Annotated in this window: 14 protein-coding genes and 1 pseudogene; 8 read left to right on the top strand and 7 right to left on the bottom strand. The window is 62.7% G+C overall.

Features of this window, described 5'->3' with window-relative positions; genetic code table 11:
• Window positions 1-24: 24 nt before the first annotated feature.
• Window positions 25-2,850: an oligosaccharyl transferase, archaeosortase A system-associated gene (locus SG26_RS13775; RefSeq protein WP_050037857.1), complete on the top strand. Its 2,826-nt coding sequence runs from the start codon at window positions 25-27 to the stop codon at window positions 2,848-2,850.
• 133 nt (window positions 2,851-2,983) lie between these two features.
• Here SG26_RS13775 and SG26_RS13770 read toward each other — a convergent pair whose 3' ends face one another.
• The 4 genes from SG26_RS13770 to SG26_RS13755 all read right to left on the bottom strand — a co-directional run bounded on the left by SG26_RS13770 (window position 2,984) and on the right by SG26_RS13755 (window position 4,636).
• A complete protein-coding gene (locus SG26_RS13770; RefSeq protein ID WP_014040080.1) occupies window positions 2,984-3,163 on the bottom strand; it encodes an HEWD family protein in 180 nt (59 codons plus the stop codon).
• A 130-nt stretch (window positions 3,164-3,293) separates the two neighbouring features.
• Window positions 3,294-3,749: a hypothetical protein gene (locus tag SG26_RS13765; protein WP_014040079.1), complete on the bottom strand. Its 456-nt coding sequence runs from the start codon at window positions 3,747-3,749 to the stop codon at window positions 3,294-3,296.
• Between the two features lie 110 nt (window positions 3,750-3,859).
• A complete protein-coding gene (locus SG26_RS13760) occupies window positions 3,860-4,303 on the bottom strand; it encodes an acyl-CoA thioesterase (protein ID WP_050037856.1) in 444 nt (147 codons plus the stop codon).
• Between the two features lie 57 nt (window positions 4,304-4,360).
• The gene (locus tag SG26_RS13755; RefSeq protein WP_004515723.1) at window positions 4,361-4,636 is read right to left on the bottom strand and encodes a PadR family transcriptional regulator; all 276 of its coding nucleotides are present in this window, start codon (window positions 4,634-4,636) and stop codon (window positions 4,361-4,363) included.
• Between the two features lie 247 nt (window positions 4,637-4,883).
• Between SG26_RS13755 and SG26_RS13750 the strand changes: the two genes are divergently transcribed.
• From SG26_RS13750 to purM, 3 genes and pseudogenes are all read left to right on the top strand, one after another.
• Window positions 4,884-6,413 (top strand): TraB/GumN family protein, encoded by a 1,530-nt coding sequence (locus tag SG26_RS13750; RefSeq protein WP_050037855.1) that lies wholly within the window; start codon window positions 4,884-4,886, stop codon window positions 6,411-6,413.
• Window positions 6,413-7,087: a site-2 protease family protein gene (locus SG26_RS13745; protein ID WP_050037854.1), complete on the top strand. Its 675-nt coding sequence runs from the start codon at window positions 6,413-6,415 to the stop codon at window positions 7,085-7,087. Before SG26_RS13750 ends, SG26_RS13745 begins: the two co-directional genes overlap by 1 nt.
• Before the next feature lie 60 nt (window positions 7,088-7,147).
• A pseudogene (gene purM / locus SG26_RS13740) lies at window positions 7,148-8,163 on the top strand (phosphoribosylformylglycinamidine cyclo-ligase).
• A gap of 27 nt (window positions 8,164-8,190) precedes the next feature.
• Here the strand turns inward: purM and SG26_RS13735 are convergent.
• The 3 genes from SG26_RS13735 to SG26_RS13725 all read right to left on the bottom strand — a co-directional run bounded on the left by SG26_RS13735 (window position 8,191) and on the right by SG26_RS13725 (window position 9,441).
• On the bottom strand, window positions 8,191-8,370 hold the full coding sequence (locus SG26_RS13735; protein ID WP_014040074.1) for a hypothetical protein: 180 nt from the start codon (window positions 8,368-8,370) through the stop codon (window positions 8,191-8,193).
• An 86-nt stretch (window positions 8,371-8,456) separates the two neighbouring features.
• Window positions 8,457-8,999 carry a CBS domain-containing protein gene (locus SG26_RS13730; RefSeq protein WP_004515718.1) on the bottom strand — a complete coding sequence of 181 codons (543 nt, stop codon included), beginning with the start codon at window positions 8,997-8,999 and terminating at the stop codon, window positions 8,457-8,459.
• A 70-nt stretch (window positions 9,000-9,069) separates the two neighbouring features.
• Window positions 9,070-9,441 carry a DUF555 domain-containing protein gene (locus tag SG26_RS13725; protein ID WP_004515717.1) on the bottom strand — a complete coding sequence of 124 codons (372 nt, stop codon included), beginning with the start codon at window positions 9,439-9,441 and terminating at the stop codon, window positions 9,070-9,072.
• Window positions 9,442-9,714: 273 nt separating this feature from the next.
• On the opposite strand from SG26_RS13725, the gene SG26_RS21680 reads away from it, so the two are divergent.
• The 4 genes from SG26_RS21680 (at window position 9,715) to SG26_RS13710 (ending at window position 13,115) form a co-directional block, all read left to right on the top strand.
• Window positions 9,715-9,885 (top strand): hypothetical protein, encoded by a 171-nt coding sequence (locus tag SG26_RS21680; RefSeq protein ID WP_004593118.1) that lies wholly within the window; start codon window positions 9,715-9,717, stop codon window positions 9,883-9,885.
• A 102-nt stretch (window positions 9,886-9,987) separates the two neighbouring features.
• Window positions 9,988-10,701: an archaeal proteasome endopeptidase complex subunit beta gene (gene psmB / locus SG26_RS13720; RefSeq protein ID WP_369802651.1), complete on the top strand. Its 714-nt coding sequence runs from the start codon at window positions 9,988-9,990 to the stop codon at window positions 10,699-10,701.
• Between the two features lie 201 nt (window positions 10,702-10,902).
• A complete protein-coding gene (locus tag SG26_RS13715) occupies window positions 10,903-11,703 on the top strand; it encodes an FkbM family methyltransferase (RefSeq protein WP_050037852.1) in 801 nt (266 codons plus the stop codon).
• Between the two features lie 44 nt (window positions 11,704-11,747).
• Window positions 11,748-13,115, top strand: coding sequence for a phosphopentomutase/phosphoglucosamine mutase (locus SG26_RS13710; RefSeq protein ID WP_050037851.1), 1,368 nt, complete (start codon window positions 11,748-11,750; stop codon window positions 13,113-13,115).
• Window positions 13,116-13,132 lie beyond the last annotated feature (17 nt).

The raw sequence follows: 13,132 nt of genomic DNA, 5'->3' as shown, positions 1-13,132 counted from the left end.
GCGCCTTGGCAGTTTTTCCGTGCAATGAGTCAATCACGGGGCTATCTTGACGACAACCCCGAACTCGAGTCCGCCCTGGAGTGGGCCGAGCGCTGGTACCACGTTCCGGTCCTCCTGGTACTGCTCGGGTTCATGCTGTGGAATCGTGTCCGGAGTTGGCAGAACTTTATCGTTGACGGCGAGGTGCTCTTCAGCGGGAACGACGCCTGGTACCACTACCGTTCGACGCAGTACGTGGTCCAGAACTGGCCCTCGACGATGCCGTTCGACCCCTGGACGAATTTCCCATACGGAACCAGTAACGGGCAGTTCGGGACGCTGTTCGACCAGATCATCGCGACAGTGGCCCTGATTATCGGTCTGGGTTCACCCAGCGACCAGACGGTCGCGATGACGGTCCTGTTCGCGCCAGCCGTGTTCGGAACACTCGTTGCGATTCCGACGTACCTCATCGGACGGCGACTCGGCGGCCGCCTCGGCGGTGTAACTGCAGTTACTGTGATGGCATTCTCGACGGGGTGGCTCCTGCAACGGAGCCTCGTCGGTTTCTCCGACCACCACGTCGCTGAAGCGCTCTTTCAGGTACTCGGTGTCCTCGGAGTCATGGTGGCTGTCAGCGTCGCCGCGCGGGACAAGCCGATCTACGAGCAGTTCCTTGAGCGAGATATCGATGCATTGCGGGACACCATCAGTTGGTCCATGCTGGCCGGTGTGGCGATTGCCCTGTATCTCTGGGTTTGGCCGCCGGGTGTACTCCTTCTCGGGATTCTCGGTGTCTTCTTCCTGCTCCGGTTGTGTCTGGAGTATGTTCACGACAGCAGCCCGGAACACACGGCCATCGCGGGCGCAATCACGATGATAACTACCGCTGTAGTGAGCGCGTCTCGAATCACCGTCCTTGAAATCACAGCGACCTCTCAGTCGCTGCTACAGCCGGGACTGGCACTGGCCGTTGGCCTCGGCTGCGTGTTCATGGCATGGCTGGCCCGATTCATGGAGCAGCGCGAGTACGGCCGGTACGTGTACCCTGCGACCGTGTTCGGGATTCTCGCTATCGGGGCTGTCCTGATGGCCGTCTTGACCCCTACTCTGTGGGAATTCTTTACGCGAAACGTAATGCGGGTCATCGGATTCTCCATCAGCGAAACGGCCAGCACCGTCGGCGAAGCGGCCCCACTGCGGGACGCCGGCGTTCTGTTTAACGCACACGGCTTCGCTGTCATCGTTGCGGCGATCGGTGGCCTGTTTTTGCTCGGAAAGCAGCTCCTCTCCGACGACGCCCCCGCCGAAGAGCTACTCGTCGTCGTCTGGGCGCTGTTCATTCTGCTTGCTACGTTCACCCAGCAGCGGTTCGCGTACTATATCGCTGCGCCAATCGCAGTGCTGTCAGGGATGGTCGTCGGTCGGTTTATACTCTGGTTCGATTTCAGTGCCGACGACGGGATCGAATACTATCAGGTCATAACAATTCTCGCGGTACTCCTCGTCATCGTCGTCCCGCTGTTCGCCTTCGGTACGACGTCGCCGGTCGAGGCTGGCGAGACCGGCCCCGGCCCAAGTATCCAGGGCTGGGACGAGAGCCTGCAGTGGATGGAAGGGAACACGCCTGCGGAGGGCGCGTACGGCTCCGGTGGCGACGCGACGCTCGATTACTACGGTACGTACGAGCAACAAGAGGACTTCGACTATCAGGAAGGGCAGTACGGCGTCCTGTCGTGGTGGGACTACGGGCACTGGATTACTACCAGGGCCGAGCGCGTCCCGAATGCGAACCCCTTCCAGCAGGGAACGGACACGGCTGCCCCGTTCCTAGTTGCACAGAACGAAACGCGGGCGAACGATGTCCTCGACAGCACAGACGAGGATGACGCGAAGACGCGGTACGTGGCCGTCGACTGGCGGATGGTCGAGACGAACGGGAACGACCCCTACCGTGGCAAGTTTTTCGCTCCATCGGCATTCGTCGACGGGGTGCAGGCCAGTGACTTCTACAGTCGAATGTACGTCCAGTCTCGGGGCGGCGGTGTCCAGCAGGTGACGTTCCAGCAGCAGGCCTACTACGAGACGATGGTCACTCGGCTGTACCGGTTCCACGGCAGTGCCGCGGAGCCGCAACCGATTGTCATCGACTGGGAGAACAAGGAGACTCGCCAAGGAGGCCAGTACCGTGGTGCGCCGACCAACGAAGAGGAACCGGAGGGCCAGCGGCAGGGACAGATCGTTCGCCAGTTCCAGAGCATGGAGGAAGCCCGTCAGTACGTCGAACAGGACACGACCTCACAACTCGGTGGGTACGGTGGCGCTCCACCCGAGCGGGTTCCGGCGATGGAGCACTACCGCCTGGTTGGGTCCAGTGAGACCGAGGCGTTCCCAGACACTTCGCAGTACCGGCACTCGGCCTGGACGAAGATATTCGAGCGCGTCCCCGGTGCGACGGTCGAAGGGACTGGACCGGCGAACACGACAGTGCGGACCGCCGTGGAGATGCGTAACCCGGCCACGAACAAGACGTTCGTCTACCGCCAGCGGACCCAGACCGACCAGAACGGGAACTTCGAGATGACCGTTCCCTACTCGACTACCGGATACGACGACTGGGGGACCGACGAGGGCTACACGAACGTGAGCGTCCGTGCCGAGACTCAGTACCAGTTCACAGCAATCGGGACCAACGACGGGAACCGGACCGGCTTTACCGGCACGACCGAGGTGACCGAAGGACAGGTCATCGGCGAGGACGACTCCGCCGCAACCGTCGAACTGGAGCCGATAACGATTCAGCAGGGCGACGAGACCAGCGGTGAATCGCGCACCCCGATGACCGAGGACGCGGCTGAAGCGGGCGCATAACGGAGTCCCAGCGGTCAGTCACCGTCAGGCCGACTGTTCGGTCCAACTGAGAATTTTTACAGGATTTCGTCGACGGGCCGCGTTCTAGCAGTGGTCCATGCTCGCGAAAAAACCGACAGCAGCGGTACCGCGCTCACTCGGCTAGCGGATTGAACGTGCCGTTGATGTCCCACTCGTGGAGGCAGTGCGGGTCGCCGGACTGCTTGGTGTCGTCGTCGGTGACGATGCGCCAACTGTGTTGTTCTGGGTCCCACTCGTCGACCCGCCCACACCGCTCACACTCGCGTTTGCGTGGGGTGACGATTTCAGCCATATCTGGTGCAAGCGCGTGGGTCGTTATCAGGCTGCCGGTCCCTGACCGGGCTGTCCGAAGCGATTCGCAACCGACGCCGTGGGTGTGCTGTACCGACACTGACTCCCGGGTAGTGCAAACGATACGACGCTCAAAAGTCCGGGAGGTCGTCCGCACCGACTTCCTCCGCTTCCCAGTCGATGTACTCGTCGGCCAGCACCTCACAGACGACCTGTCCGAACTCGGTCAGTCCGGCGTTGATACCTGAGACAGTGCCCCAGGAGTCGATGTCCGGGTGAATCTCCCGTTCACGCCAGTCTTCGGGCAAGCCCGGGGCATGGTAGCCGACACGGCCCGCGAAGGAGTCCCAGAAGAAATCGAACTCCTCGATGAGGCCTAGATCCGTGACGATGGCCCACTGGTCGGCATCGAGCGACGCGTCCGCGGCCCACTCCTCGAAGGCCTCCGCCCACGCGCCGTCGTCGAGGGCCGCGGCGAGCTCCTCGCGCCGGTATTCGTCGCCCTGTACTTCGGCGTCGTCGTACTCGTCGGCAGCGACGCCGGTGGACAGTTCCGGCCGTTCCGGCGTCTCGACATCCAGTGTCATAGTCGTGGTTGGCAGCGGAGCGGAATAAAGGTCGTACTGTTGGCTGTCTCTCTGACGGTCGTCGTCACTCCGAGGTGGCAATATCCATTGCGTGAGTACAGCAGACAGTATCAGCGGTTCGCTTCCCCGTCGAGGGCGCGCTGTCGCAGTCGTTCCCCGCGGTCAGTCTCGGCCGTCACGTCGGGAACGGGAACCGGGTTCCTGTCCTCGTCGACTGCGACGTACACCGAGTACGACTCTGCCGTCGACTCAGTCTCACCAGTTCTGAGGTTCTCTCGGGCAACTTGGAGCCGGACTTTGACACTCGTTTCGCCAGTGTCGTAGACAAACGCTTCAATGAGGGCCGTGTCACCGACAGGTATCGGCTGTTTGAAGTTTACTTGGTCCATCCGCGCGGTGACACAGGTCTCGCCGGCAAAGCGCATCGCCGACATCGCCCCGAGCTCGTCCATCCATTTCAGTACGTTCCCTCCGTGAGTCGAACCCAGGTGGTTCGAGTGGTTGGGCTGGACCATCCAGCGGTTCTCGATATAGGTTTCCAGTACCGTCGGCATGGCGCGAGGTTGGCCAGCACCTGGGTTGAGTCTGTCGGACGGGCGTCGAAAACGTGGCTATGCCGAAACGTACTGCGCTTCCCACTCTTTCCGGGCGTCGAGTTCGCGCTGGCCGCGCTTGGTCAGCGTGTAAAAGTTCGTTCGGCGGTCGCGTTCGCCCTTCTCGATAAGCGCCTTTTCGACGAGCGTGTCAAGGTTCGGATACAGTCGGCCGTGGTTGACTTCGCTCTCGTAGTAGTTTTCGAGTTCTTCCTTGATCGCTAACCCGTGGGGCTCGTCAAGGCCTGCAATGACGTACAGCAGGTCCCGCTGGAATCCAGTCAGGTCATACATCGTATATCGGATACAGTTTGACCCTGTACATATCAGTCTTTTGAATCGGCAAATCTATTGCGTATTTACAAACCCCGACACCGTCCAGTAGTTACCACGGCATCTGTGGCTGTATTAACACGAGAGTCGGTAATAGCTTCGCCGCGTAACGGGAACATACAATGCCGCAAACATGATTTCGACCGCCGTTTCTCGGCAGTCACCCGGACCCGACAAGGGTAAAGGAAACGAATGTGTAACGCGGGTGATGACCGAACACGCGGAGTCGGCGGCAGACGAGTTCCCGGACCCGTCAGGAGCGGGACGCGTCGATGTCGTCGGAACCGCCCACGTCTCCGAGCACAGCGTCGCGGAAGTGGAATCAGCGATCGAAGAATCCGAGCCCGATATCGTCGCCGTCGAACTCGACGAGGGCCGGTATCGCCAGATCAAGGGCGAAACGCCTGACGACCTCGATGCGAGCGATCTTCTTCGCGGGAACACCGTTTTTCAGTTCCTCGCGTACTGGATGCTGTCGTACATCCAGACCAGACTGGGCGACCGGTTCGACATCGAGCCGGGTGCGGACATGAAGGCGGGTATCGACACCGCCGAACGGCTCGGTCTGGGCGTCGCACTCGTCGACCGAGACATTCAGACGACCGTCCAGCGGTTCTGGGCGCGGCTGACGGCCGTCGAGAAACTCAAGCTCGTCGGCAGCCTCGCAGCCGAGATGGGGCCGCCGTTGACCGTCGGGCTGACCATCGGTGCCGTCTTCGGCGGGCTGTTTGCGGTCGTCGCCGGGGCCTTCGGTGGCCCGTTCATCGTTCCGAGCGGTGCCCTTTCGGTTTTGCCGGGTGGTCTTGGCGGGACGGCCGAGGGCCTGCTCGACACGTTGTTGCTCATCTGTGTCGTCGCGGCCGGCATCGGGATTCCCATCGCCGCCCTGTTGGTCCGGTTCCGCGGTGAGGCCGACGTCGAGGAGTTCGACATGGAGAAACTGACCGACACTGATGTCGTCAGCGCGATGATGGAGGAGTTCCGTCAGTTCTCCCCCGGCGGCGCGGAGGCGCTCATCGACGAACGCGACGCGTTCATCGCCCATCGGCTCATCGCCCTCCGTGAGGCCGGTTATCACGTCCTCGCCGTTGTCGGAGCCGGCCACCGCGAGGGGATTCAGGGCTATCTCGACGACCCGGAGACGCTCCCACCGATGGAGTCGCTCACTGGAACCGAAGGCGGTCGTCGCTTTTCACTGTACAAGCTCGTCGGCTACGGCTTCGGCGTCGTCTTCCTCGTCTTCTTCGGCCTGCTCATCCTCGGTGGCGCGAGCCAGGCGGTGCTGCTAGAGCTGTTCGTCGCGCTGGTCGCCGTCAACGCCGTACTGGCCGGCGGACTGGCGAAGGTGGCCGGCGCACACTGGTCGAGTGCGGCCGCCGCCGGCGCGTTCGGCTGGCTGACGAGCCTGTTTCCGCTGCTTGCCGCCGGCTGGTTCGCGGGCTACGTCGAACTGCGGTACATCTCCGTCAACATCAGCGATATCGCGACGCTCAACGAGATACTCAACGACCAGGAGTCGCCGGTCATGGACCTCGTCAGCCGGATGCGCGGCGTGCCGCTGTTCCGGCTGATCCTCGTCGTCGCGCTGACGAACGTCGGCAGCGCAATCGCCTCATACGTCGTCTTCCCAGTGTTGATCCCGTACATCTCGTCGGACATCGGCGGGATGCAGGGCGTCTCGCGCCTGCTCTGGCAGGGCGTCAATGAAGGAACGCAGATACTTCTGGGGGTCCTCTGATGGTGGGTCGACGACAGCGAACCGCTGGAGGCCGGACCGTCGGCGGCCTCAGTTTCAGCCAGCGCGAACTCCGGGACCTCCTCGTCGCCTGGCTCGCGCTCGGACTGGCGTTTACGTTCTTCCTCGAACGAGAGTTCCGCCGCATCGTCTTCGGCCAGTTCGGCGGGCTGTCGACGGCCGAAATCGCCAGCACGTTCGCCGTCAGCCTGCTGACCGTCGGCGTCGGCTTCCTGTTGCACGAACTGGCCCACAAGGTCGTCGCCGTCCGCTTCGGTCAGATCGCCGCGTTCAAGGCCGACTACCGGATGCTCGGGTTCGCAGTCCTGGGCGGCCTCGTCGGCTTCCTGTTCGCCGCGCCGGGCGCGGTCGTTCATCGTGGCCGTCTCACGGCGAAGCAACACGGCCTCATCGCCGTCGCCGGACCGGTAACGAACCTCGCGCTCGCCGTCGTGTTCCTCGTGCCGTTCGTCGCGGCGCTCCTGTCGAGTACGGGCGGCTTCCTCTGGGAGGTCGCGCGGATGGGCCTGCAGATCAATCTCCTGCTCGCCGGCTTCAACATGCTGCCGTTCGGTCCGCTCGACGGCCGAACGGTCCGGGAATGGAGCACACCGGTGTTTCTCGCCGTGACGGTTCCGTCGATTCTGCTCGGAGTCGGCGCGCTGTTCGTTCTCTGAGCGGGCGCAACGCTCCGCCGGAACGACGCTCTTTTGCCCGCGCCACGCACGCTCTCGGGTATGACCGACGGTGAACCCGAGACCGACGACACGGACGAGGAAGACGCGGATGGGCTGACCTACGCGGAGACGGGCGTGGATATCGACGCCAGCGAGGCGGCAACGAAGGCGCTCATCGGCGCGGCCGGCGAGTTCGAGGGTGACTACGCGGGGCTGGTCGACATCGGCGACCAGTACCTCGCGCTCGCGACGGACGGGGTCGGCACCAAGCTCCTCGTCGCCGAGGCCGTCGACGACTACTCGACTATCGGCATCGACTGCATCGCGATGAACGCTAACGACCTCATCGCGACCGGCGTCGAGCCGGTGGCGTTCGTCGACTACCTCGCAGTCGAGACGCCGGACGAGGAGACGAGCGAGGACATCGGCGCGGGGCTCCGGACGGGGCCGAGCGGGCCGGCGTGGCGCTCGTGGGCGGCGAAACTGCCGTGATGCCGGACGTCATCAAGGGGCTGGACATCGCCGGCACCTGCGCCGGACTGGCACCGAAAGACGCCGTCTTCCCTGGCGAGGCCGAGCCCGGCGACGCCATCGTCGGCTGGCCCTCCTCCGGCATCCACTCCAACGGCCTCACGCTCGCACGCGAGGCGGTCACGCAGGACCACGAGTACACCGACCCGTTCCCACCGAGCCCCGACAGAACCATCGCCGAGGAACTGTTGACGCCGACACGGATTTACAGTGAGGTACTGGAGCCGCTCCGAGCCAACGAGACGCACGCGGCCGCCCACGTCACTGGCGGCGGCTGGACGAACCTCACGCGGATGGGGAGTCACCGGTACGAGATCACGGACCCCTTCGAGGCCCAGCCCGTCTTCGAGTTCGTTCAGGCGGAAGGCAAGGTAACCGACGAAGAGATGCACCGGACGTTCAATATGGGTACTGGGTTCGTCGCCGCAGTCCCCGAAGCTGACGCCGACGAGATCGTCGAGAAAAGCGAGGACGCTCGCGTGATTGGGACGGTAGCTGACGGAGACGAGGCGGTCGCGATTCACGGGCTCGAACTCACCGACTGAGCGGTTCGAAGAGCTGACAGAAACCGATCAGGCGGACAAGATGTCTTTGCCGGCGGTCTCCTCCGCGATCCGTATCTGGAGTGCCTGCCGGATGTGGTATCTGGCCGCTTCGCTTTCAGCGTTCTCGAGGGCCTTTTCGAGTTCGGCATACAGTGGGTCGCTGGGATTGGGCATGTCGATACGTCTCTCATTGGTGAGAATAGACATATACCCCTGACACCGTTTTCGGTTTTAAGCCCCTCCTACGGGCATTACGGAGTCACTATCGCGGTTCGCGCATCTGAGAATCGGAGTTAGCTGACCGTACGCGCGATGTCCGCTTCGGTTATGACACCGATAGTTTCCCCGCCCTCGACGACCATCACGGCGGCATTGTGGTTCAGGTAAGCATCGACTTCGTCGATGGGTGCGTCGGGCTCGACGGTCGCGATAGATTCGTTCATCACTTCAGCCACCGGAAGGTCGCCGACGTTCTCTTCGGGTCGCTGGCGGATGTCGGAGTTCCCGATGAGTCCCTGCGGTGCCCCGTCACGGATGACGGGGACTTGCGAGTACCCTTTCTCGTCCATCAGGTCCTTCGTCTGGTGGACGGAATCGTCGGGTGCGACGCCAACAACGGGAGAGTTCATCAGGTCGCGGGCCTTGATGATACCGCCTTCGGCCTCTTCGAGGGCGGTCACAATCCGCCGGAGTGTCGACAGCCGCGGGTCCACGTCGCCACCTTCGATACGAGCGATAAGGGGCTGAGAGACGTCAGCCCGTTCCGCCAGTTCGCTCTGAGTTAGCCCGAGTTCGTTGCGGCGCTCCCGCAGATCCTGTGGCGTCGGTAAGTCCATATCCGCTAATTACCAGAGGTAATATAAAAAGCCCACGGCTACTGCGGCGGGCGAATCATGTGGAGCGCGATTATGCTTCGGCTTCGGCTTCGTCCTCGTCGGCTTCGGTCTCAAACACCTCAACGACTTTCAGCGGGACGTCCCGAAGTGCGCCACCGATTTCGCTTTTGGCGATCCGCTGTGCGTGTTCGGGGGATTCGGCGTTGAACACGTCCATTTCGAGCACCAGTCCGACAAGCGCCGTGTCGGCCGCGATAAACGCCGAGTCGAACGGTTCGCCACAGGCCGGGCAGCCGGTCGCGCCGACCTCGACCTCGACGTAGTCCATCTCGGCCTCGTTGAGCCGCTTCCCCGCTTCACTCACTGCGACACCGATAGCGTCGTCGATATCGTCTACGTCACGAACCAGCCAGGCTGCTTCCATCGCCACGAGGTAGTTCATACACTAGCTCTCGTGGCCCGACTATTCGATAGTTTTGATTCGCTTCTGTTGCGCACGTCACCATTACTATCTCTATAACTTATGTGAACCAGCCCTCTGACTCACGTTCCCATTATGTCTGATCGGGGAGTCGTTCGGGTAGTCGTCCGTTTTCTCAGGCATTTCAGCAAACCGCAAGACAGCGGGCCAGTAGTTCTTCACAATCGATAGTCCGTAACTGAAATCCGGCGACAAGACTTATATACCAGACTCACTCTGGAACGACCGAGGAAGATGGTAGCTCGACTGTACACCGCAACGCTGTTCGCACTGTATCAACTCACCCTGCTGCTGGGCATCATGCTGCTGCCGGTGGCGATGCTCACGGAGCAGTTCGGTCTCCGACTGCCGATGGACCGGGCCGTGTCGGGACTCAACGAGGCCTACGACCAGGCGAGCGCGTAACGCGGGCAGCCGATAGCCGCCTGGCCGGACGGTGGCGGTCAGGCCCCACTAGGAAAAGAGGTTTTATCAGCGCCCGACTAGTATCGCACAGTAATGCGAGATATGACTCCGGGGCCGGAGCTTTCTGGACCCCAGGCTGCTGACGAGTTCCAGAGCGACCCGTACGCGCCCGAAGTCGGCGAGCTCCCCGAACAGTCCGCACAGGATTCGGAGAAGGTGAACAAGACCGGGACGACCACCATCGGCATCAGCACGTCCGAGGGCGTCGTCATCGCGACTGACATGCGCGCCTCGCTCGGTGGTCGCTTCGTCTCGAACAAGAACGTCCAGAAGGTCGAGCAGATTCACCCCACGGCGGCGCTGACCCTCGTCGGGAGCGTCGGCGGCGCACAGTCGTTCATCCGGACGCTTCGCGCCGAGGTCAACCTCTACGAAGCACGACGCGGCGAGGACATCAGCATGAAGGCCCTCTCGACGCTGGCCGGCAACTTCGCCCGGGGCGGCCCCTTCTTCGCCATCAACCCTATCCTCGGTGGCGTCGACGACGACGGCCACCACGTCTACTCCATCGACCCGGCCGGCGGCGTCATGAAGGACGACTACACTGTCACCGGCTCCGGGCTCACCGTCGCGTACGGGACCCTCGAAGACCGCTACGAGGAAGACATGACCAACGAAGAGGCCAAGGAAGTCGCTGCCGCCTCGATTAACGCCGCCGCCGAGCGTGACACCGGGTCCGGCAACGGCATCTTCCTGGCTGATGTCACGAGCGAGGGTGTCGACATCAACGGCTACGACTTCGACGAACTGCTGTAGCGACAAGCGTTACACGGGCTGTTTCCCGGATATCGGACCCGTTTTTTATGCCGAGACTGGCTTCCGTAAGAGCGCGCTCGAACCCCTGGTACGGGCAACTGTGGCCCGAGGTACCGCCGTCTGAAAAGAGCGTGTGCATATCTCGAATCAAGCGACCTTGATTCGACAGGCATACGTAACATGCCTGAATTGTGTTCTCCAATGATGTCTTCCGATATCGTCGTTCAGATGGCGTCTCGTTTCGGATTCCGGAAACCTCTCGATTACGCTTACGGCAGCTATCGGTCTCTCTCTTACCGCCTCGCCGGGGACACGTACGCGGTCACGGTCGGTGATGTCAGCACAGAGTTTCTGATACCAACCTACAACGAGTTTACTGACCTCTGGAAAATAGACGAACGGCCGGTACTCGCCGATCTACTGGGGGAACTCCGGCCCGACGACGTGTTCTACGATATCGGGGCCAATATCGGCCTGTACGCCTGTCTGGCATCGCAGGTGACCGACAACCCGGTCATCGCGTTCGAACCACATCCCGACAACGCCGAGCGTTTGCGACAGAACATGCAGCACAACCGCGCCGATATCTCCCTGTTCGAACACGCGCTGGTTGATGAAGACGGTAAGGCCGAACTCTCCATTACGCTCGAAAAAGTCGGTTCAGCCGGGCACTCGCTGGTGACGACAGCCAAAGAGCACGGGACAATCACAATTAGCAAGCGACACGGCGACGAGTTCATCGCCGACAACCAACTGCCGGCACCAACTGCCATCAAAGTCGACGTCGAAGGGACGGAGGGCGCTGTGCTCAATGGTCTCTCGGCGACACTCAACCAGCCGTCGTGTCGCCTCGTCTACTGTGAGGTCCACGAAGACCGGCTTCAGGCCAGCGGCCACTCCGTGGCTGGTATCCGGAGCCAGCTGGAGGGACATGGCTTTGCTGTGACTGAACGGGTCGTCCGCGACGGCAAGGGCGACACATTCCTCATCGGGAAGAAGTGAGGTCCGAACGAGAGAATTATACGGTCGGCTTCCGCATCGCCGGTATGGAACTGTTCGGGACCGCGGGCATCCGCGGTGATGTCGTATCGAAGGTGACGCCGGACCTTGCACTGCGAGTTGGACAGGCGACTGGGCAGGACGGCGAGACGTTCGTGCTGGGGTACGACGGTCGTGTGACCTCGCCAGCGCTCGCTGATGCGATGGCCGCGGGACTGCAAAGCGCCGGCGCGCGAGTCGTCAGAGTCGGCCGCGTGCCGACGCCGGCACTGGCGTATGCCTCACAGGGCCGCCACGGCGTGATGATTACCGCAAGCCACAACCCACCGACCGACAACGGCATCAAGCTGTTTGCAGACGGCACCGAGTACGGCGACGACGACGAGACGCGCATCGAAGGGCGAATCGAGGACGGCTCGACACCGACAGCCTGGCGCGACTGGGGCGACACGGAGTCGGTCGACTACCTCGACGAGTATCGAGGCGCTGTCGCCGACTACGCCGAGTCGCTCGGTGGCGACCCGTCGGGGCTGACAGTCGCCGTTGACTGCGGGAACGGCATGGCCAGCGTGGCGACGCCGCAGGTCCTCCGAGAACTGGGTGCCGACGTGCTGGCGACGGAGGCGAACGTCGACGGAACCTTCCCCGGCCGTGAGAGCAAGCCGACGCCGGAGACACTGGCCGATTTCCGCGAGTTCGTCGCCGAATCCGACGCCGACTTCGGGTTCGGCCACGACGGCGACGCTGACCGTATCGTCGTCGTTGATGCCGACGGCGATGTCATCCACGAGGATACGATACTCGCGATGCTCGCCGAACACTACACGCGTACTGCGGACGTTTCGGACCCGGTGGTCGTGACGACGCCCAACGCCTCCGGACGTATCGACGAGCGTGTCGAGGCCGCCGGCGGCCGCGTCGAGCGCATCCACCTCGGTTCGCTCCACGTCGGCATCGCCGACGTTCGTGCGAATGCGACCGACGAAACCGAAGTCGTCTTCGCCGCCGAACCCTGGAAGCACATTCACACCGCCTTCGGCGGCTGGATCGACGGCGTCGCCAGCGCGGCCGTGCTGACGCGCCTGTTCGCCGAGGAGAGCGTCGCCGACAGGCGGGCCGTCATCTCCGAGCGGCCCTACGAGAAGGTCAGCGTCGAGTGCCCCGACGACGCCAAGGCCGAGACGATGGCCCGACTCGAATCTAGCCTCCCCGAGACGTTCCCCGAGACCGACGTCTCCACGGAGTACGGCGTCCGACTCTCCTTCGACGACGGGTCGTGGACGCTTGTTCGACCAAGCGGCACTGAGCCGTACGTTCGGGTGTACGCAGAGAGCGACGACATCGACGCGCTGGTCGCGGAAACCACACAGGCGGTCCGTGACGCTGTTGGCGCTGTCAGTGCAGCCGACGCCTGAACCCGAAGCAGGCACGC

The sequence above is a fragment of the Haloarcula sp. CBA1115 genome, from assembly GCF_000827835.1.
Lineage (GTDB): Archaea > Halobacteriota > Halobacteria > Halobacteriales > Haloarculaceae > Haloarcula > Haloarcula hispanica.
Note: the sequence above shows the minus strand (reverse complement) of the source record. Positions and strands in the feature narration are given on the sequence as shown.

Excerpts from the sequence above, each read along its gene's own strand:
- SG26_RS13710 (WP_050037851.1), top strand. The coding sequence starts at position 11,748 with ATGGAACTGTTCGGGACCGCGGGCATCCGCGGTGATGTCGTATCGAAG.
- SG26_RS13775 (WP_050037857.1), top strand. The coding sequence starts at position 25 with ATGAGTCAATCACGGGGCTATCTTGACGACAACCCCGAACTCGAGTCC.
- SG26_RS13735 (WP_014040074.1), bottom strand. The coding sequence starts at position 8,370 with ATGTCTATTCTCACCAATGAGAGACGTATCGACATGCCCAATCCCAGC.
- SG26_RS13765 (WP_014040079.1), bottom strand. The coding sequence starts at position 3,749 with ATGACACTGGATGTCGAGACGCCGGAACGGCCGGAACTGTCCACCGGC.
- psmB (WP_369802651.1), top strand. The coding sequence starts at position 9,988 with ATGACTCCGGGGCCGGAGCTTTCTGGACCCCAGGCTGCTGACGAGTTC.
- SG26_RS13750 (WP_050037855.1), top strand. The coding sequence starts at position 4,884 with ATGACCGAACACGCGGAGTCGGCGGCAGACGAGTTCCCGGACCCGTCA.
- SG26_RS13760 (WP_050037856.1), bottom strand. The coding sequence starts at position 4,303 with ATGCCGACGGTACTGGAAACCTATATCGAGAACCGCTGGATGGTCCAG.
- SG26_RS13745 (WP_050037854.1), top strand. The coding sequence starts at position 6,413 with ATGGTGGGTCGACGACAGCGAACCGCTGGAGGCCGGACCGTCGGCGGC.
- SG26_RS13730 (WP_004515718.1), bottom strand. The coding sequence starts at position 8,999 with ATGGACTTACCGACGCCACAGGATCTGCGGGAGCGCCGCAACGAACTC.
- SG26_RS21680 (WP_004593118.1), top strand. The coding sequence starts at position 9,715 with ATGGTAGCTCGACTGTACACCGCAACGCTGTTCGCACTGTATCAACTC.
- SG26_RS13725 (WP_004515717.1), bottom strand. The coding sequence starts at position 9,441 with ATGAACTACCTCGTGGCGATGGAAGCAGCCTGGCTGGTTCGTGACGTA.
- SG26_RS13715 (WP_050037852.1), top strand. The coding sequence starts at position 10,903 with ATGATGTCTTCCGATATCGTCGTTCAGATGGCGTCTCGTTTCGGATTC.
- SG26_RS13755 (WP_004515723.1), bottom strand. The coding sequence starts at position 4,636 with ATGTATGACCTGACTGGATTCCAGCGGGACCTGCTGTACGTCATTGCA.
- SG26_RS13770 (WP_014040080.1), bottom strand. The coding sequence starts at position 3,163 with ATGGCTGAAATCGTCACCCCACGCAAACGCGAGTGTGAGCGGTGTGGG.